At 54.2% G+C, this 19,213-nt stretch carries 15 protein-coding genes; 11 read left to right on the top strand and 4 right to left on the bottom strand.

Going from position 1 to position 19,213, the window contains the following annotated elements; translation table 11 throughout:
• Nucleotides 1-35: 35 nt before the first annotated feature.
• Nucleotides 36-1,712 carry a DNA repair protein RecN gene (recN, locus tag O6944_09555; protein MCZ6719381.1) on the bottom strand — a complete coding sequence of 559 codons (1,677 nt, stop codon included), beginning with the start codon at nt 1,710-1,712 and terminating at the stop codon, nt 36-38.
• Entirely contained in the window at nt 1,706-2,584 is an 879-nt protein-coding gene (locus O6944_09550; protein MCZ6719380.1) for an NAD(+) kinase, read from the bottom strand. Before O6944_09550 ends, recN begins: the two co-directional genes overlap by 7 nt.
• Nucleotides 2,585-2,715: 131 nt before the next feature.
• Between O6944_09550 and hrcA the strand changes: the two genes are divergently transcribed.
• The 5 genes from hrcA (at nt 2,716) to dapB (ending at nt 8,611) form a co-directional block, all read left to right on the top strand.
• The gene (gene hrcA, locus O6944_09545) at nt 2,716-3,768 is read left to right on the top strand and encodes a heat-inducible transcriptional repressor HrcA (protein ID MCZ6719379.1); all 1,053 of its coding nucleotides are present in this window, start codon (nt 2,716-2,718) and stop codon (nt 3,766-3,768) included.
• An 84-nt stretch (nt 3,769-3,852) separates the two neighbouring features.
• Nucleotides 3,853-4,494: a nucleotide exchange factor GrpE gene (gene grpE, locus O6944_09540; GenBank protein MCZ6719378.1), complete on the top strand. Its 642-nt coding sequence runs from the start codon at nt 3,853-3,855 to the stop codon at nt 4,492-4,494.
• Nucleotides 4,495-4,598: 104 nt separating this feature from the next.
• Nucleotides 4,599-6,536, top strand: coding sequence for a molecular chaperone DnaK (gene dnaK, locus O6944_09535; protein MCZ6719377.1), 1,938 nt, complete (start codon nt 4,599-4,601; stop codon nt 6,534-6,536).
• A 125-nt stretch (nt 6,537-6,661) separates the two neighbouring features.
• The gene (gene dnaJ, locus O6944_09530; protein ID MCZ6719376.1) at nt 6,662-7,789 is read left to right on the top strand and encodes a molecular chaperone DnaJ; all 1,128 of its coding nucleotides are present in this window, start codon (nt 6,662-6,664) and stop codon (nt 7,787-7,789) included.
• A 12-nt stretch (nt 7,790-7,801) separates the two neighbouring features.
• Complete coding sequence (dapB, locus tag O6944_09525) at nt 7,802-8,611, top strand: 4-hydroxy-tetrahydrodipicolinate reductase (protein MCZ6719375.1); 810 nt, start codon at nt 7,802-7,804, stop codon at nt 8,609-8,611.
• 58 nt (nt 8,612-8,669) lie between these two features.
• On the opposite strand, the gene O6944_09520 is transcribed toward dapB, so the two are convergent.
• A complete protein-coding gene (locus tag O6944_09520; protein ID MCZ6719374.1) occupies nt 8,670-8,990 on the bottom strand; it encodes a Rieske 2Fe-2S domain-containing protein in 321 nt (106 codons plus the stop codon).
• 120 nt (nt 8,991-9,110) lie between these two features.
• Here O6944_09520 and carA point away from each other — a divergent pair, with 120 nt between their 5' ends.
• The 6 genes from carA to glmM all read left to right on the top strand — a co-directional run bounded on the left by carA (nt 9,111) and on the right by glmM (nt 18,237).
• Nucleotides 9,111-10,262, top strand: coding sequence for a glutamine-hydrolyzing carbamoyl-phosphate synthase small subunit (gene carA, locus O6944_09515; protein MCZ6719373.1), 1,152 nt, complete (start codon nt 9,111-9,113; stop codon nt 10,260-10,262).
• A gap of 47 nt (nt 10,263-10,309) precedes the next feature.
• The gene (carB, locus tag O6944_09510; protein ID MCZ6719372.1) at nt 10,310-13,522 is read left to right on the top strand and encodes a carbamoyl-phosphate synthase large subunit; all 3,213 of its coding nucleotides are present in this window, start codon (nt 10,310-10,312) and stop codon (nt 13,520-13,522) included.
• A 4-nt stretch (nt 13,523-13,526) separates the two neighbouring features.
• A complete protein-coding gene (greA, locus tag O6944_09505) occupies nt 13,527-14,003 on the top strand; it encodes a transcription elongation factor GreA (GenBank protein MCZ6719371.1) in 477 nt (158 codons plus the stop codon).
• Between the two features lie 119 nt (nt 14,004-14,122).
• Nucleotides 14,123-14,737, top strand: coding sequence for an RlmE family RNA methyltransferase (locus tag O6944_09500; protein MCZ6719370.1), 615 nt, complete (start codon nt 14,123-14,125; stop codon nt 14,735-14,737).
• 57 nt (nt 14,738-14,794) lie between these two features.
• Nucleotides 14,795-16,720 (top strand): ATP-dependent zinc metalloprotease FtsH, encoded by a 1,926-nt coding sequence (ftsH, locus tag O6944_09495; protein ID MCZ6719369.1) that lies wholly within the window; start codon nt 14,795-14,797, stop codon nt 16,718-16,720.
• A gap of 158 nt (nt 16,721-16,878) precedes the next feature.
• On the top strand, nt 16,879-18,237 hold the full coding sequence (gene glmM, locus O6944_09490; GenBank protein MCZ6719368.1) for a phosphoglucosamine mutase: 1,359 nt from the start codon (nt 16,879-16,881) through the stop codon (nt 18,235-18,237).
• Between the two features lie 132 nt (nt 18,238-18,369).
• Here glmM and dapD read toward each other — a convergent pair whose 3' ends face one another.
• The gene (dapD, locus tag O6944_09485; GenBank protein ID MCZ6719367.1) at nt 18,370-19,191 is read right to left on the bottom strand and encodes a 2,3,4,5-tetrahydropyridine-2,6-dicarboxylate N-succinyltransferase; all 822 of its coding nucleotides are present in this window, start codon (nt 19,189-19,191) and stop codon (nt 18,370-18,372) included.
• Between the last annotated feature and the right edge of the window lie 22 nt (nt 19,192-19,213).

The raw sequence follows: 19,213 nt of genomic DNA, 5'->3' as shown, positions 1-19,213 counted from the left end.
TGCTTTTGCAGACGACTCTGCCGTGTCGACCTTGATCAAGCGTTCATCCCATGTTCCAGCATTTCGCGTGCGTGCTCGATGGTCTGCTCGGTGATTTTGATTCCACCGAGCATGCGTGCAATCTCCTTAACGCGTTCATAGCCATTGAGGACAGTAATCTCGGTGCGTGTCTGGTTGCCTCGCGCTAGCTTTGTAACCCGAACGTGATGGTGACTCTGTGATGCCACCTGGGGCAGGTGGGTAACGCACAGAACCTGTCGGTCATCCGTTAGTGTCCGCAATTGTTGCCCAACGATCTCCGCCACCCGGCCACCGATGCCGGCGTCAATTTCATCAAAGACGAGGGTCGGCACCCCCCGTCCCTTGGCGCTGATAACCTGAATTGCGAGGCTTATTCGCGAGAGTTCTCCACCAGAGGCGACCTTGCTTAATGGACGTAATGCTTGTCCGGGATTAGTGGTGACGAAATATTCCACATGATCGATGCCATTGGGCGTGGGATCCTGGCGCTGGGTGGTGCGCACCTCGACGGTGAACTGTCCGCCCGGCATGCCAAGCTTTTGTATATTCTTGCCGATCGTCCCCGCCAGCTGATCCGCCGCTCGCCTTCGGCTCTCGTGTAGTGCCTTTGCCTCCCGGAAATAGCGTCCGCGGCATTCTTCCTGTTGGGCCTTGAGTTCCTCGAAGCGTTCTTCACTACGTTCGAGTGACTGGAGTTCAGCCTTCAGCTTTGAAAGCTGACCTGAAAGTTGTTCGGCGGGGATTTGATGCTTTCGCGCCATGTCGAGGAGTGCGCTGAGTCGGTCTTCCACCCATCTGAGGCGGTTCGGGTCCATTTCAAGTTTGTCCAGGTAGTGCCTAAGCGCCATGGCTGCCTCGTCCACCTGAATAGCGGCACTCTCGAGTAGCTCGGTGGTCGGCCTCAAGGCCTCGTCGAATGTCTGTAGCTCGCTTAGCTGCTTGGCTGCTCTCTGTAATCTGCTAACTGCCGACCCGTCGGCCTCAGCAGTGGCGCTGAGTGCAGCCTGACATCCCTCCAGGATGCGGCCGAGGTTGGCAAGTCGTGCGTGTTCCTCTTCAAGGGCTTTGAGTTCGGATGGATCGAGCCGCAATGCATCCAACTCCTGGATCTGGTAGCGCAAGAGTGCGACCTGCGCACCACGGTCTCGGTCAGAACCTTGAAGTGCTGCGAGCGCATCTCGGGCCTCCCGCCACTCGCCATACGCGTTGGCAACCTTTTCCACCTGTTCGCCGTGTTTTGCAAAGTCGTCCAGTATCGCCCGCTGGACGTCGCGTCTGGTAAGGGACTGATGGTCCAGCTGTCCGTGTATGTCCACCAGCCGGATGCCGAGTTCCCGTAGTAGTTGTACAGGTGTTGGGCTACCGTTGATGAATGCGCGCGAGCGTCCGTCATTGCCAATGAGCCGTCGGACGATACATTCATTGTTCTCACCTTCAAGACCATGTTCCTGGAGCAATTTGCAGACATCCGTATAGCCGTCGATTCCAAAAACAGCCGTGATTTCGGCACGCAGAGAGCCGCTACGTACGACGGTGCTATCGGCCCGATCCCCCAGCACCAAACCAAGGGCATCCACGAGGATCGATTTCCCAGCCCCCGTCTCGCCGGTAAACACCGTCAAACCGTGTTCAAGTCCTAGTTCCAGTTGCTCAATGACGGCAAAATCACGAATGTGGAACTGTCTTAACATAGTTCCCGGCCCCATTGGAGCTTCGCGCGCAGGATGGCGTAATGATCGTGTCCGGCTGGATGGATCAGTCTGATCGGCTTTGCTTTTTTTTGAATCAGGATGTGGTCACCGGGTAGGAGCTCATGAGCCATTTCACCGTCACAGGTGAGCCTTGCATGGTCGACTTCTCGGCTGCCCACAACAATCTCGATACGGCTCTCGCCATCAATGACGATGGGGCGATTGCTGAGGGCGTGCGGGCAAATCGGCACCAGCACTATCGCATCGAGGTCGGGATGTAATAAAGGTCCTCCGCCCGATAGGGCATACGCGGTTGAGCCGGTCGGTGTGGAAACGATCATGCCATCGGAGCGCTGGCTATGAACGAAGGTATCATTAATATAGGTTTCAAACTCGACCAGCCGGGCAACATTGCGTTTGTGAATAACGACATCATTCAACGCGTCGCTTTCCATGACAGATTGACCTCCGCGAAGGACCCGACTTTGCAGCAGAAATCGCCTGTCCTCTACGAATTCGCCGTCAAGAATGCGGTCAAGTGTTTCCTTGATCGCATCGGGTGAAACGTCAGCAAGGAAGCCCAGCCGGCCAATGTTGATGCCCAGCAACGGGACGTCGTGATTAGAAAGCAGGCGAGCGGCATTGAGCATAGTTCCATCTCCGCCGATGGCGATGGCGAGGTCGCATCTACCACCCACGTCATCGCGATCCACGATTTCAACACCGACATCCGGGAGCAGATCAGCACAGTTCGAATCGGTGACAATCCGGATCCCTCGGCTCTTCAGGTAGTCGCTGAGGGAACTCAATGTATCCCCGATCTCAGTGGCCCCGCCCTTAGCGATCACCCCGATACGCTTGAACTTCTGCACCTGGTTGCTCCCTTGATGGTCACGCAAACTTAGCATGTCCGGTGATTGCCGCCAACACGTCTTTTTGCACTCTCATGCCTAGAGTGCTAAATTTTTACCCCCATCAAATTGAAACATGTTGAAACCCACCTATGGCTCGCGCAAAAAAAGACTCTGTATTGAATGACCGTGCTTTGCAGTTGTTTAAGGCGCTGGTGGAGCATTTTATTATCGATGGCCAACCAGTTGGTTCCCGAACGCTGGCGCGCGATGCGGGGCTCGATGTCAGTCCTGCGACAGTGCGCAACGTCATGGCAGACCTGGAAGCATTGGGACTGGTTCGTTCCCCGCACACGTCCGCGGGACGTGTGCCCACGGTGCAGGGGTATCGCCTGTTTGTTGACACACTGTTGATATTAAAGGCGTTGAACGCGCGCGAGGTTAATAAGATATCGAGTGAGCTCGACAGTGAGCAGGACGTGGATGGCCTGTTGCAAAAGACTTCAACCATGCTGTCTAACATCACCCACCTGGCAGGTGTCGTCATGTTGCCACGTGCTGAACAGCATGCGTTGAGCCAGGTTGAGTTTATGCGGCTTTCGGGAAATCAAGTTCTCGTTATTCTGGTTCTCAATGAGCACGAGGTTCAGAATCGTATTATTCATACGGCGCACCGCTATTCGCCATCCGAGTTGCAGGAGGCCGCCAACTATGTGAATCGGTCACTTGCCGGCAAGGATCTGAAGTCTGTTCGCGCTGCTATCGTGAAGGAGATGCAAGAAGTACATGCCGACGTGAATCGGATGATGCAGGCGGTCATCGCAATGGCGGAGAAAGCCTCGGTAGCTAGCGATAGCAAGCATGATTATGTCCTGGCAGGTCAGACGAACCTGATGGAGTTTGCCGAGTTGTCAAACGTTGAGACGCTTAGGAAGCTGTTCGAGGCCTTTAATCAAAAGCGTGACATTCTTCATTTATTAGATCAGGCGATCCAGGCTCCGGGCCTGCAAATTTTTATTGGAGAGGAATCCGGCTACGAAGTCCTTGATGAGTGTAGCGTCGTTACGTCGCCGTACGAGGTGGAGGGTCAAGTGGTTGGCGTGTTGGGGGTTATAGGCCCAACCCGGATGGCCTATGAGCGGGTTATTCCTATCGTTGATGTCACAGCGAAGATGCTTGGCGCTGCCTTGAAATCGAGGCATTAGTCCCAAAATTCATGTCAATCACCGCGCCAAGGCAGCATTTGGTTATGTTCCCGCACGCGGATTACGTCCTCTCGGAGAGTGCTTATGACAAGAAAGCGCAGGTATCCCCGTCGCGACGGGGGTGAAGAACAAGTTTTGAACCGGACCAGTGACACGGCACCGGTGAGCGATGATGCAGAGCTCGCTGCGGCCGATACGGATAAGGGGCAAGCGCCTCAGGTGTCCAGAACACCAGCCTCGGGGCGGTCGGCCGATGAGCTCGCCCAGCTGCTCGAAGAGGCCCAGCAGAAGGCCGATGAACACTGGAACAAATTACTTCGGGCGAAGGCAGATCTCGAAAACTTGCGCAAGCGGACGGCCCGTGACGTTGCCAATGCCCATAAATATGCCCTTGAATCATTTATTACGGAACTTTTGCCGGTGAAGGACAGCGTTGAGCTCGGTATATCGGCGTCCGAAAATGCTTCAGATGTTGCCAGTCTGAGTGAGGGGATGGTGCTCACCCTAAAGATGTTCGAGAGCGCACTGGAGAAGTTTGGCGTCACGATCGTGGACCCAGAGGGTGAACGGTTCAACCCGGACCTGCATGAAGCCGTGTCGATGCAGGAGACTCAGGAGGCCGAGCCCGGTACGGTAATGACAGTGATTCAAAAGGGATATCTGTTGCAGGACCGGCTGCTCCGACCGGCCATGGTGATCGTCGCCACGGGACCCAAAGGGACCTGACCAGAGGCTTGAAATCGCTCGAGGCGGCCCAATATTCCTAAGAAGCTTTGTAGTCCAGAGTTCACGATAAAGCAGGCCGTAGGGTCTGACTTGAGGTATTCGATATGGGAAAGATAATTGGAATTGATCTGGGAACCACTAACTCAGTCGTCGCGGTGCTGGAGGGTGGTAAGCCCAAGGTAATTGAAAACAGCGAAGGGTCCCGCACCACGCCTTCGGTGGTCGCGTTTAGTGCCGATGACCAGGTGTTGGTGGGGCAGGCGGCCAAACGCCAAGCAGTGACAAATCCGGACAATACCTTGTATGCCATTAAGCGCCTGATCGGTCGTCGATACGAGGACGACGTGGTCAAGCGTGATATCGATATGGTGCCGTATAAGATTGTCGCCGCAGATAACGGGGGTGCCTGGGTGGAGGCGAAGGGTAAGAAGATGGCTCCCCCCGAGATCGCCGCGCGGGTATTGATGAAAATGAAGAAAACCGCGGAAGATTATTTAGGGGAAAAGATCACTGAGGCGGTTATTACAGTACCTGCCTACTTCAACGATTCTCAGCGCCAAGCGACCAAGGACGCGGGCCGTATTGCCGGGCTTGAGGTTAAGCGCATCATCAATGAACCGACGGCGGCGGCGCTGGCATATGGTATGGAGAAGAAGCGTGGTGACGCCAAGATCGCTGTCTACGACCTTGGTGGTGGCACGTTCGATATCTCGATCATCGAAATGGCGGAGGTCGAAGGCGAACACCAGTTCGAGGTATTGTCTACCAACGGGGATACGTTCCTTGGAGGCGAAGACTTTGATCTTCGAGTCATGGATTATCTCTGTGATGAATATAAAAAGGATCAAGGCGTTGACCTCCATAATGATCCGCTGGCCTTGCAGCGCCTGAAGGAAGCGGCTGAGAAGGCGAAGATCGAACTCTCCTCATCGCAGCAGACTGATGTCAACCTGCCGTATATTACGGCCGATGCCAGCGGTCCCAAGCACCTCAATATCAAATTGACGCGAGCGAAGTTGGAATCTTTGGTGGAGGATCTCATTGAGCGCACGGTCACACCCTGCGAAGTTGCGCTGAAAGATGCCGGGCTCAAACCGTCCGATATCCGCGACGTGATTTTGGTGGGCGGTCAAACGCGCATGCCTAAAGTACAGGAGGTTGTCAAAGAGGTATTTGGTAAGGAGCCTCGCAAGGATGTGAACCCGGACGAGGCCGTGGCAGTTGGTGCCGCTTTCCAAGCGGGTGTCCTTGGTGGAGACGTCAAGGATGTCCTGCTGCTCGACGTGACGCCGCTGTCACTGGGAATTGAGACCTTGGGTGGCGTAATGACCAAGCTCATCGAGAAGAACACCACGATTCCAACTAAAGCGAATCAGGTGTTTTCAACGGCGGAGGATAATCAAACAGCCGTTACTGTGCATGTCTTGCAGGGAGAGCGGGAGATGGCCTCGGCTAATAAGGCACTCGGGCGTTTCGATCTCACGGATATTCCGGTGGCACCAAGGGGGATGCCCCAGATCGATGTGACATTCGACATCGACGCCAACGGCATACTTAATGTTTCCGCAAAGGATAAGGCAACTGGCAAAGAGCAGTCCATTGTCATCAAGGCTTCGAGTGGTCTCGCCGAGGCGGAAATCGACCGCATGGTAAAGGACGCCGAAGTGCATGCCGAAGAGGATCGCAAGTTCCACGAGGTAGTGGATGCCCGCAACCAGGCTGATGCTCTGATCCACGCGACGAGCAAATCCCTAGAGGAGTTAGGTGACAAGGTTGAGGCGCAGGAGAAGACGGATATCGAGGTTGCCATGGGTGAGCTGAAGGAACTATTGAAGGGTGATGACAAGTCGGAAATCGAGGAAAAGACAAAGAAACTAGCGGAACTCTCCGGCAAGATCGCCGAGCGGGCCTATAAGCAAACCACAGAAGATGCGAAAGCCGCGGAGGGCGCAAGCACCGGATCGCAGAGCAATGGTGCCGCTACATCTGATGAGCATGTGGTCGATGCCGAGTTTGAGGAAGTCGATGAAGACAAGAAGTGACTAAGGGGTGTCTTGTTCGGCAAGACACCATTAGCTAGGGGACTACAACATAGGCCCGGATGAGGCAGGACACTTGTAAAGTGATCTGTTATCTATCCGGGCTCATTTGTCATTGAAGACTTAATATGGCAGAAGGCGACTACTACGAAACTCTGGGTGTGTCACGCGACGCCAATGAGGCAGAGATCAAGAAGGCCTACCGACGCCTCGCCATGAAATATCATCCGGACCGCAATCCCGATGAGCAGGCAGAGACGCGCTTCAAGGCGGCCAAGGAGGCCTATGAGGTCTTGTCTGATCCCAGTAAGCGCGCTGCGTATGACCAGTTTGGTCATACTGGAGTTGACCCCTTTGCAAACGCGGGCGCTGACGGCTTTGGCGCAAGCAGTTTCAGCGATATCTTTGATACTGTGTTTGGCGATATCTTCGGCACTGGAGGACGGGCCAGCACACGCGTCTTTCGCGGGGCGGATCTTCGCTATAACCTCGAATTAACCTTAGAAGAGGCTGTCTTTGGCGACACTGTTAAGATCCGTGTTCCTAAACTGGCCAAGTGTGAATCCTGCCGAGGTAGTGGTGTCCGAGACGGCGGCACGCCGGCCACTTGCTCAACCTGTGGGGGCCATGGGCAGGTACGTCTGCAGCAGGGGTTTTTTTCCGTCCAACAGGCGTGCCCAAAATGTCGTGGGACAGGCAAGTATATTGCGGATCCGTGTACCCCATGCCATGGGCAAGGGCGTGTTAGGGATCGCAAGACTATATCGGTTAAGGTTCCCCCGGGGGTGGATAAAGGTGACCGTATCCGCTTGGCAGGCGAAGGCGAGGCAGGTGAGCAGGGTGGGCCCCCAGGGGACCTCTACGTGCATGTCCATGTTAAGGTACACGAAATTTTTACGCGGGAGCAGAATGATCTCTACTGTGAGATCCCTATTAGTATCATCACGGTGGCGCTGGGTGGAGAACTCGAGGTACCGACATTAGATGGACGCGTGTCGCTAAAAGTCCCACCGGAAACACAATCAGGAAAGGTCTTTCGCCTACGTGGGAAAGGCGTCAAATCGGTACGTAGCAATACAGTCGGGGATCTGTTCTGCCGGGGTATTGTTGAAACGCCCGTCAACCTCGATCGCAAACAGAAGGAGCTTTTGAAGGAGCTCGAAAAGTCAATGACTAGTGACGGCAAACGCCACAGTCCTAAGGCATCGTCATGGCTCGACGGCGTCAAAAAATTCTTTGAAGATAAAAGCTTATAACCGGGGGAGTTCATGACAGCGGTCAAAATTGCCATCAGCGGCGCGGCGGGGCGTATGGGGCGCACGCTGATCGCTGTCTGTAAGGAAACGCAGGGCGTCACACTGACGGCGGCCGTCGAGCGTCGGGGGGATCCGGCCATTGGGACCGATACCGGAGAGCTTATCGGCGCAGGCTCGATGGGTGTGTCCGTTGTCGACAGGCTCGCGGACGTTATCGATCAATTTGATGTGTTGATTGACTTCACGGAGCCCTCCGCGACGCTGGAGAAAGTTGATGGTTGTCGCAAAGCAGGCCGGGGAATGGTGATTGGCACTACGGGATTTTCAGCTGAACAGAAGGCTGTCATCGAAGCCGGTGCGGCGCATATCCCCATCGTATTCGCCCCCAATATGAGTGTCGGTGTAAACCTTTGTTTCAAATTACTCGAAACTGCCGCTCGCGTTCTCGGCGATGATGTTGATATAGAAGTGATCGAAGCCCACCATCGTAACAAGGTCGATGCCCCATCTGGGACTGCATTGCGTATGGGTGAGATTGTTGCAGCTGTCCTAGGTCGGGACCTCGCGGAATGTGCGATCTTTGGGCGTCACGGTACCCTAGGGGAGCGCGACAAGAAGACGATTGGTTTTGAAACCATTCGAGCTGGGGATACGGTGGGTGAGCATACAGTGATGTTTGCAGGTACGGGTGAGCGCGTGGAGATCACCCACAGGGCATCGAGTCGCAAGACCTTCGCCAATGGGGCCATCCGTGCAGCCCGGTGGTTAATGCAACATGATAAAGGACTGTTTGATATGCTGCAGGTGCTTGATTTACGCTAGTTCAGATGCGTCTCAACACGCCCGAGTAGTTCTACCATAACGTCGGTGACCCGCACCTTTACTGCGTTAGGCTGGCTCCGGTGCAAGGACCGGCCACACAGAACCCGTCCTCAATGCGAAATAGCGCCCCGTGGGTTGCGCATTGAAGCAGATTGCCCGTCTCGTCAAGGAACTGGTCCGGCACCCAGTCCAGTGATGTGCCAGTATGCGGGCAGGTGTTGACATACCCGTATACGTCGTAACCTTTGCGCACAACAAACAGGTCGAGTGCATCACGGCCCGCCGAAATGGTGAAGCCCTTGGCTCTGTTCTTAGGGATCTCGGCAAGCGCACAAAGGGTTTGTGCCTCGGCTGCTAGCTTGGGATGAGGGGTTGCCATGGTAGATACGCTGCCCTAATAGACACTTGTTGATAGATTTAAGTAGAATTTATCAAATCTTATTTGGCGGGAGTAACCGTGTGGTTTCTCCCGCTTTGCACATCTGGCGCGGAGGTTAACTTGAATTTCCCGGCCTTGTTGGCGCTTGAGGATGGCAGTTTGTTTCACGGCACATCGGTCGGTGTTCCCGGTGAGACCGTGGGTGAAGTGGTGTTCAATACCGCCATGACTGGCTACCAGGAAATTTTAACCGATCCGTCGTATTACAAGCAGATTATCATGCTGACCTACCCGCACATTGGTAATGTGGGAGCCAATGTTGAGGATGAGGAGTCGCCAAAGATCTACGCTAGCGGCTTGGTGATCCGTGATCTCCCGCTAACTATGAGTAGCTGGCGCGCCCAGGATTCACTGCAGGATTATTTGAGGGAAAATCAGGTAGTCGGGATCGCCGATATCGATACGCGCCGGTTGACACGCATCCTTCGCGACAAAGGTTCGCAGCGAGGCTGTATCGTCGCGGCTGAACCTATCGATGAAGCGGCTGCCACCAAGGCGGCCCAGTCCTTTGCCGGGTTAAAGGGCATGGACCTCGCCAAAGTGGTGACTGTGAAAGCGCCTTACGAGTGGACTCAAGGCAGCTGGGACTTGAATAAGGGCTTGCCCGAAGCGCGAGAATGGGATTCCAAAGCCCTCCCGTGGCATGTGGTGGCCTGCGACTATGGAGTGAAGCGGAACATCCTGCGGATCCTTGTGGACCACGGCTGTCGGCTAACGGTTGTTCCTGCCAAGACGCCGGCCGCGGAAATTTTGGCGATGCGTCCGCATGGCGTTTTTCTCTCGAACGGGCCGGGTGATCCGGAACCCTGTGACTACGCGATCGAAGTGATCAAGGAGCTCGTGGAGACGGACATTCCGATATTCGGCATTTGCCTTGGACATCAGCTGTTATCCCTGGCCAGTGGTGCGAGTACCGTCAAGATGAAGTTTGGGCATCATGGGGCAAATCATCCTGTTCAGGAGCTTGCGACCGGTAGGGTCATGATCACGAGTCAGAATCACGGCTTTGTCGTAGATGAGAACAGTCTGCCAACGCATCTTCGCACCACTCACCGCTCGTTGTTTGACGGCAGTTTGCAGGGTGTCCAGCACACGCGTCATCCGGCATTTGGCTTTCAGGGCCACCCCGAAGCGAGTCCAGGGCCGCATGACGTGCGAGTGCTGTTTGACCACTTTATTGAGCTGTTAGAGAACCGGCCCAAACGCCGTTAGATTGAATAGGGTGCGCGATCCAATCGCTCGTGCCCTAATGCTAAGCCATGCCTAAACGCACAGACATCGAAAGTATCCTTATTATTGGCGCGGGTCCCATCGTGATTGGCCAGGCGTGCGAGTTCGACTATTCCGGTGCGCAGGCATGCAAGGCGCTTCGTGAAGAAGGTTACCGGGTGATTCTCGTCAACTCCAACCCCGCCACCATCATGACCGATCCCGAGATGGCAGATGCCACTTATATAGAGCCCGTGGTTTGGCAGACCGTTCGGGAGATCATCGCCAAGGAGCGGCCGCATGCGCTTCTTCCCACGATGGGCGGCCAGACAGGACTGAATTGTGCTTTAGACCTTGCCCGGGAGGGTGTCCTGGCAGAATACGACGTGCAGTTAATCGGTGCCTCGCGGGAGTCCATTGATAAGGCTGAAGACCGCGAACGCTTCCGCGAGGCCATGCAGAATATTGGCTTGACCGTAGCACGGTCCGCTCTTGCACACAGCCTGGAAGAAGCCCGCGAGCTGCAGGATCAAATCGACTACCCGCTTATCATTCGTCCGTCATTTACCCTCGGTGGGAGTGGCGGTGGCGTAGCCTACAATCGGGAAGAGTTTCTCGAGATCTGCGAGCGCGGTCTGCAGGCGTCACCCACCCACGAGGTTTTGCTCGAGCAGTCCGTGCTTGGTTGGAAGGAATTTGAAATGGAGGTGGTGCGTGATCACAAGGACAACTGCATCATCGTCTGCTCCATAGAAAACGTCGATCCCATGGGGGTGCATACCGGCGATTCGATCACGGTCGCCCCGGCCCAGACGCTAACAGATAAGGAATATCAATTGATGCGCGACGCTGCGATAGCAGTACTTCGCGAGATCGGTGTCGATACAGGTGGCTCCAATGTCCAGTTTGCCGTGAATCCCGATGACGGGGAAATCATCATTATTGAGATGAACCCGCGCGTGTCACGTTCATCCGCCTTGGCGTCCAAGGCGACGGGATTCCCGATTGCCAAGGTGGCCGCGAAACTTGCTGTGGGGTACACCTTGGATGAATTATCCAATGAGATCACCGGTGGTTCGACCCCTGCGTCTTTTGAGCCGACATTGGATTACGTAGTAGTGAAGGTGCCGCGTTTTACGTTTGAAAAGTTTCCCCGAGCAGATGACCGGCTGACTACCCAGATGAAATCAGTTGGTGAAGTCATGGCCATCGGGCGTACGTTTCAGGAATCGCTGCAGAAGGCCCTGCGCGGCTTGGAAACTGGAGTTGATGGCCTGAATGAGCGGTTGGATCTCGACGATGATGGGACCAGAGAGAGACTGGAACGGGAACTTCGTGTGCCGAGAGCGGAGCGCTTGTGGTATATCGCAGACGCGTTCCGCACAGGATTCTCCATCGACGAGGTTTATGAGCTGTCTCGCATTGATCGCTGGTTCCTCGTACAGATTCAAGATTTGGTACGTGAGGAGCAGGTCGTTCGCGCAGAAAAGATGCAAGCGCTTGAACCCAGGCGACTTCGTTCGCTGAAGCGAAAGGGCTTCTCTGATCGCCGTCTTGCGCAGTTGCTCGCAGTCAGTGAAGAGCGCGTTCGAGCGCGTCGTCACGAATTAAAAATTCGTCCCGTTTATAAGCGCGTGGATTCGTGCGCTGCCGAGTTTACCGCGAGTACGGCTTATCTGTATTCCACCTATGAAGAGGAATGTGAGGCTGCGCCGAGTTCTCGGAAGAAGATTATGGTGCTCGGTGGCGGGCCCAACCGGATCGGCCAAGGTATCGAATTTGACTACTGTTGCGTGCAGGCAGCGCTTGCCACGCGCGAAGCCGGATTCGAAAGTATCATGGTCAACTGTAATCCGGAGACAGTCTCCACCGACTACGATACTTCAGACCGGTTGTATTTTGAACCGCTGACGCTTGAAGATGTTCTAGAAATCATTGATCTGGAACGGCCTCAGGGGGTCATTGTTCAATATGGTGGGCAAACCCCGCTGAAGCTCGCGCGAGATCTTGAAGCAGCGGGCGTGCCTATCATTGGAACTCCGCCAGATTCAATCGATCTTGCTGAAAACCGGGAACGATTCAAGCAGCTGCTTGTGCAGTTGAAACTGCGCCAACCACCGAACCGCACAGCCCGGGATGTAGATGAGGCAGTACGGCTAGCCGGGGAGATTGGCTATCCCCTCGTCGTGCGTCCTTCCTATGTGCTCGGTGGCCGGGCGATGGAGATCGTCTATAACGTAGCTGATTTGCGGGCCTATATGATGCGGGCCGTTGCTGAGTCCAATGAATCCCCGGTGCTGCTTGATCGATTTTTGAGCGATGCGATTGAAGTAGAACTTGATGCCGTGGCCGATGGCACGGACGTGCTGATCGGCGGCATCATGGAGCATATCGAACAGGCAGGCGTTCACTCTGGTGATTCGGCCTGTTCGCTCCCGCCTCATAGTCTTGGGCAAGTGATTCAGCAACGATTGCAAGAGCAGGTCTGCAAGTTGGCCAAGGCTCTGAACGTAGTGGGATTGATGAATGCCCAATTCGCTATCCAAGGGAACAATATCTATGTTCTCGAGGTCAACCCAAGAGCATCTAGGACGGTACCTTTTGTCTCCAAGGCGACGGGGCTCTCGTTGGCACGCATTGCTACTTACTGCATGGTGGGCCGCTCGCTCTCGGCACAGGGGCTGACGAAGGCGCGCATTCCCCGCTATTATTCTGTTAAGGAAGCCGTATTTCCCTTCGTGAAGTTCCCCGGTGTCGACCCGTTGCTTGGTCCGGAGATGAAGTCAACCGGTGAGGTGATGGGAATCGGCGGAAGTTTTGGCGAAGCGTTCGCCAAGGCACAACTTGCTGCGGGAGTAAACTTGCCTCGTTCGGGCAACATTTTTATCAGTGTGCGTGATAAGGACAAACCAGAAAGTAAAGACGTCGCCAGGGACTTGCTGGCGTTGGGATTCAATTTGTATGCCACCCGCGGCACAGCCAAGGTGCTGCAGGATGCTGGTATACAATGCACGCAAGTTAATAAGGTGCTTGAGGGACAACCCCACATTGTAGACATGATAAAGAATGATGAGATTCGCATGATCGTGAATACAACGGGAGGTAAACAGGCAATCGGAGATTCTTACACGATCCGCCGGGCGGCACTGCAGTATAAGGTTACCTACACAACGACGATGGCGGGTGCTAGAGCGACGATCATGGCGCTCAAAGAGAGCGACACCAACAAGGTGAACCGATTACAAGATCTACATAAGGAATGACCGCATGGTCAAATCACCGATGACGACTAGGGGCGCGCAAAAGCTGCGCGATGAGCTACATATACTAAAAACCAAGGTCCGGCCCGGGATCATAAAGGCGATTGCTCATGCGCGGAGTTTAGGCGATCTCAGTGAAAACGCGGAGTACCATGCCGCTCGTGAGGAACAGGGTTTTGCTGAAGGGCGCATTGCTTCGATTGAGAGCAAGCTACACGACGCGGATATCATTGATGTCACCAAGATTAACGCGAATGGGAAGGTGGTGTTTGGCTCGACGGTGAGCCTCATAAATATCGAATCGGGCGAGGGGGTTACTTACCAAATCGTAGGAGAGGACGAGGCGGAGATTGAAGATGGCCTGGTATCGATTGGTTCACCGATAGCGCGCGCCCTGATTGGTAAGGAGGAGGGTGATGTGGTCGAGGTTAACGCGCCAAGCGGAGTAATCGAATATGAAATACGAGTGGTTAGTTACAGATGACCGGTACGTTGAACGGTGATCTACGGATTTCATTTGATACGGCTTAATGCAGAGGGACGCGATGTAATCGAGGCACAGGGATCGATCGTGCCCGTCGACCAATAGCCAGACACATTTCGATGCGCAGTGGCAGCAAACAGTGGCTTCAGCAGCATGCTCAGGATCCCTATGTCAGACAGGCTCGTGAGAGCGGATATCGGTCGCGTGCTGTCTACAAGCTCATGGAGATCGACGAACGGGATCGGTTGTTACGTCCAGAAATGTGTATCGTTGACCTGGGGTCATCGCCAGGTGCCTGGTCGCAGTATGTCCGTCAGATTGTAGGTGCATCTGGTCGTGTGATTGCGCTCGATCAGTTGCCCATGGAGCCGATAGAAAACGTCTTATTTATACAAGGTGATTTTTCTGATGAGGCCGTTCGAGAACATCTCATTCATGCGTTAGGCAACGGCCCGGTAGACCTTGTAATATCCGATATGGCCCCCAATATTAGTGGGATTAAGGCAACGGATAAGGCAAGGATGATGTGCCTTTTGGAGGCGGTCCGGGACATGGCCATTGAGATCTTGAAACCAGGAGGCGACGTTCTTGTCAAAGGCTTTCAGAGCGAGGAGTTTGCTGGGTACGTCAAGGGGTTAAGGAGGCATTTCAAAAAGGTGTCCACTCGAAAGCCCAAAGCATCTCGCCAGTTGTCTAGCGAGCTCTATGTCCTGGCCCGCTCCTATGTTGTATAGTTAATAGCATATAGGATTTATTGTTACCTAAACTTAGAGGCCGCAAGTTTGAATGACATGGCGAAGAATTTGATCCTGTGGGTCATCATTGCGCTTGTGCTGATGATGGTCTTCAATAATTTTGGGCCACGCAAAGCAGCCACACAGCAGATCGCCTACTCACAATTTATTTCGGACGTCAAGAGCGGGCGAGTCAAGTCGGTCGTAATTGAAGAAAACAACATCCATGGCAAGATGGATGACGGGGCTACATTCTCAACCTACAGTCCGGAAACCGATAATGCTCCCTTGATCGGGGTGTTGTTGTCGAATGATGTAACAATCGAGGCCCGTGCACCGGAGCAACATGGGTTGCTCACGCAGATCTTTATCTCGTGGTTCCCGATGCTGCTATTAATTGGCGTGTGGATCTTTTTCATGCGTCAAATGCAGGGAGGCGCGGGCGGCCGGGGTGCGCTTTCATTCGGCAAAAGCCGGGCGCGCTTGCTGGCAGAAGATCAGGTAAAGACCACGTTCAGCGATGTTGCGGGTGTTGATGAGGCCAAGGAGGAAGTTGCTGAGTTGGTGGAGTTCCTGCGCGATCCCGGCAAGTTCCAAAAATTGGGCGGCAAGATCCCTCAAGGCGTCTTGATGGTCGGAGCACCCGGCACCGGAAAAACCCTCTTAGCAAAGGCCATCGCGGGAGAGGCCAAAGTACCGTTCTTCACGATATCGGGTTCCGATTTTGTTGAGATGTTCGTTGGTGTCGGCGCCTCCAGGGTACGGGATATGTTCGATCAGGCTAAGAAGCATGCCCCCTGCATCATCTTCATCGATGAAATTGACGCGGTGGGCCGCCATCGCGGGGCCGGTCTGGGTGGTGGACATGACGAGCGCGAGCAAACACTTAATCAGTTGCTCGTTGAATTGGATGGGTTTGAAGGTAATGAAGGTGTAATTGTCATTGCTGCAACGAATCGTCCCGATGTACTTGATCCTGCATTGTTACGTCCTGGGCGTTTTGACCGGCAAGTGGTTGTGCCGTTACCGGATATTCGTGGACGTGAACAGATTCTCAAAGTCCACATGCGTAAGGTGCCGATCGCAGACGATGTGAGGCAAACCATCATTGCGCGCGGTACACCCGGTTTTTCAGGCGCCGATCTGGCGAATCTGATTAATGAAGCAGCGCTTTTTGCTGCGCGTGCTGACAAGCGGATGGTTGACATGGAAGATTTCGAGAAGGCCAAGGACAAAATCATGATGGGTTCAGAGCGTCGTTCTATGGTGATGAGCGATGAAGAAAAGAAACTCAGTGCGTACCATGAGGCAGGCCATGCAATCGTCGGTCGCTTGGTGCCGTCGCACGATCCGGTCTACAAAGTGACGATCATACCTCGTGGCCGTACGCTGGGCGTTACGATGTTTTTGCCAGAGGAAGATCGGCACAGCTTTAGCAGGGAGCGGCTTGAGAGTCAGATATCGAGTCTCTTCGGTGGGCGAATTTCAGAGGAATTGGTCTTTGGTCCGGAGTGTGTGACTACCGGGGCCAGCAATGATATCCAGCGTGCTACAGAGATCGCGCGCAATATGGTAACCAAGTGGGGATTGTCGGAACGTCTGGGGCCCTTGACCTATAGTGAGGAAGAGGCTGAGGTATTTCTTGGCCATTCGGTGACGCAACACAAGCTCGTATCGGATGAAACGGCGCACGTGATCGACGAAGAGATCCGTAGCATCATCGATCGCAACTATGAACGCGCAGAAAAGCTTCTGAAGGAGAACATCAAAAAGCTTCACCATATGGCTGAGGCCCTCATCAAGTTCGAAACCATCACCACCGACCAGATTGATGACATCATGGCCGGCAAGACTCCTCGTCCGCCAAAAGACTGGACCGATGATGATGGTAGCGTTGGTAGAGCTGTGGAGGCGCCGACGCGCAAGAAGGCCAAAAAACCGACCGACGACGGTGCGGTAGGTGGCCCTGCAAGCCAACACTAGTGGGGCAGCGCAGGGTTCGGGTGCTCGAGAGTCGCACGTGGGTCGATACTTCCGTGCTCTCCCTGACGCGTCCCGGTCTACAGCGCTGGTTCTCATGACTCCCAGACAACCTAACATTCCCGCAAGCTTTATTCGTTAACAACAATCGGCGTAGCAAGATGAGACGGGAAAGGAAGTATTTCGGCACCGACGGCATTCGCGGGAAAGTCGGAATTGCTCCGATCACGCCCGACTTTGTTATGAAGCTTGGTTGGGCAGCTGGGCGCGTGTTGGCAAAGGGCGGGGGCGGTAAGATTCTAATCGGCAAAGATACCCGTATTTCAGGGTACATGTTTGAGTCGGCCCTAGAGGCTGGCCTCTCCGCTGCGGGTGTCGACATCCGCTTACTCGGTCCCATGCCGACGCCGGCCATCGCCTATCTGACATGCACCTTCCATGCTCAGGGGGGCATTGTGATTAGTGCTTCTCACAATCCATACCAGGACAACGGCATCAAATTCTTTTCAAGCGACGGAACTAAACTGGCGGACGACGTTGAGCTACAAATCGAGGCGGAGCTTGAGCGCCCTTTGAAAACTGTGGATTCGGGACGCCTCGGTAGGGCCGAACGGGTGGAAGATGCGTCGGGTCGTTATATCGAGTTTTGTAAACGTACAATCGGCCGAGATATTAGCCTGAATGGCATGAAAGTCGTGGTGGATTGTGCTCATGGCGCAACCTACCACATTGCACCCCATGTTTTTGAGGAGCTGGGTGCGCAGGTTATTTGCCTTGGTGTTGAGCCGAACGGTCTTAATATTAATGATGCGCGCGGCGCAACCAAGCCAGAAGCACTGCAAGCAAAGGTACGAGACAGTGGTGCCGATGTAGGGATTGCTTTGGACGGCGATGGCGACCGGGCCATTCTGGTTGATCGTGCTGGAAATATCGTTGACGGCGATGAAATCATGTACATCATTGCACGAGCACGGTGTAAGAGCGATCTGCTTGCCGGCGCCGTTGTGGGTACCCAGATGAGTAATCTTGGTTTAGAAATCGCGGTACGTAACCTTGGTCTGGATTTTAAACGCGCAAAGGTTGGAGACCGTTACATCATGGAGATGCTTTTGGAGGGCGGTTGGACCCTAGGGGGTGAAACGTCAGGGCACATAATCTGTTTGGATCTGACGAATACCGGGGATGGTATTGTGTCTGCCCTGCAGGTTTTAGAAGCTATGGTGCGCAGCGGCAAGTCACTGGATGCTCTCAAATCAGGCATGAGCAAATATCCACAGCAGCTGATTAATGTGACCATGGATAAACCTGTCGACCTTGGGCGCCTCACATCGGTACAAAATGCCGTAAGAGACGTGGAAACGGAACTTGGCGGTGACGGGCGTGTGCTATTACGTCCTTCTGGCACCGAACCCGTTGTGCGGGTCATGGTCGAGGGCAAGGATGCAGTTCAGGTGAATGCTTTGGCTAACCAACTGGCTTCGGCCGTTAAGGATGCACTGGCGGGGGTTCAACACCTATAAATATAAGGTACCGGTACGACGGTCATCCATGGGTTTGCAAGAGCGCATCGGCGCTCACGCGACGATAGAATATTTTGCCAACGGCGCTTTTCTGTACTGGGTATTGTATTTTGCCCTGCGTACGTTGACGCTTTAAATGTTGCGGAGCAACTCGTTGATGCCTACTTTAGCGCGCGTTTTCTCATCGACTTGCTTAACGATCACAGCGCAATAAAGGCTGTGGCTACCGTCTTTTGCGGGTAGGTTCCCAGATACAACAACCGAGCCCGGAGGGACACGCCCATAGCTCACCTCGCCAGATTGTCGGTTGTAAATCTTGGTGCTTTGGCCAATGTACACGCCCATCGAGATCACCGAGCCCTCGCCGACAACAACGCCTTCGACGATCTCGGACCGGGCGCCAACAAAACAGTTGTCTTCAATGATCGTTGGGGTAGCCTGAACCGGCTCAAGCACACCACCGATGCCGACGCCTCCGGAAAGATGCACGTTTTTTCCGATCTGGGCACAGGAGCCTACGGTAGCCCAGGTATCCACCATCGTGCCGCTATCAATATACGCGCCAATATTCACATAGCATGGCATGAGCACCACGTCCGGCGCAATGTAGCTTCCGAAGCGTGCAGTCGCTGGTGGCACAACACGAGCGCCGATGTCTGTAAAGTCTTGTATGTTGGTGCCAGCGAATTTTAGGGGCACCTTGTCATAATAGTTTGTAAATGAACCGCTAATTAAATGATTGTCCTCTATCCGGAAGTAAAGCAGCACAGCTTTTTTTAGCCATTCATTGACTGTCCAATTGCCCTGTTTCTTCTCCGCGACGCGCAGCGAACCGCTGTCTAATAAACTGATGCATTCGAGCACAGCATCTTTGATTGGTTTTGCGACGTTTTTTGGCGTGATATCGGCTCGGTTGTTAAAGCCTTCTTCGATCGCCTTTTGGAGTTTGTCCATACAGGTGTACTAGCCCACACTA

This window comes from Gammaproteobacteria bacterium (assembly GCA_027296625.1).
Classification (GTDB): Bacteria; Pseudomonadota; Gammaproteobacteria; order JAKEHO01; family JAKEHO01; genus JAKEHO01.
This window is presented reverse-complemented; position numbering and strand designations above follow the sequence as displayed.

Coding starts and splice junctions, on each gene's coding strand:
- recN (MCZ6719381.1), bottom strand. CDS start 1,712: ATGTTAAGACAGTTCCACATTCGTGATTTTGCCGTCATTGAGCAACTG.
- hrcA (MCZ6719379.1), top strand. CDS start 2,716: ATGGCTCGCGCAAAAAAAGACTCTGTATTGAATGACCGTGCTTTGCAG.
- grpE (MCZ6719378.1), top strand. CDS start 3,853: ATGACAAGAAAGCGCAGGTATCCCCGTCGCGACGGGGGTGAAGAACAA.
- dnaK (MCZ6719377.1), top strand. CDS start 4,599: ATGGGAAAGATAATTGGAATTGATCTGGGAACCACTAACTCAGTCGTC.
- dnaJ (MCZ6719376.1), top strand. CDS start 6,662: ATGGCAGAAGGCGACTACTACGAAACTCTGGGTGTGTCACGCGACGCC.
- dapB (MCZ6719375.1), top strand. CDS start 7,802: ATGACAGCGGTCAAAATTGCCATCAGCGGCGCGGCGGGGCGTATGGGG.
- O6944_09520 (MCZ6719374.1), bottom strand. CDS start 8,990: ATGGCAACCCCTCATCCCAAGCTAGCAGCCGAGGCACAAACCCTTTGT.
- carB (MCZ6719372.1), top strand. CDS start 10,310: ATGCCTAAACGCACAGACATCGAAAGTATCCTTATTATTGGCGCGGGT.
- greA (MCZ6719371.1), top strand. CDS start 13,527: ATGGTCAAATCACCGATGACGACTAGGGGCGCGCAAAAGCTGCGCGAT.
- O6944_09500 (MCZ6719370.1), top strand. CDS start 14,123: ATGCGCAGTGGCAGCAAACAGTGGCTTCAGCAGCATGCTCAGGATCCC.
- ftsH (MCZ6719369.1), top strand. CDS start 14,795: ATGGCGAAGAATTTGATCCTGTGGGTCATCATTGCGCTTGTGCTGATG.
- glmM (MCZ6719368.1), top strand. CDS start 16,879: ATGAGACGGGAAAGGAAGTATTTCGGCACCGACGGCATTCGCGGGAAA.
- dapD (MCZ6719367.1), bottom strand. CDS start 19,191: ATGGACAAACTCCAAAAGGCGATCGAAGAAGGCTTTAACAACCGAGCC.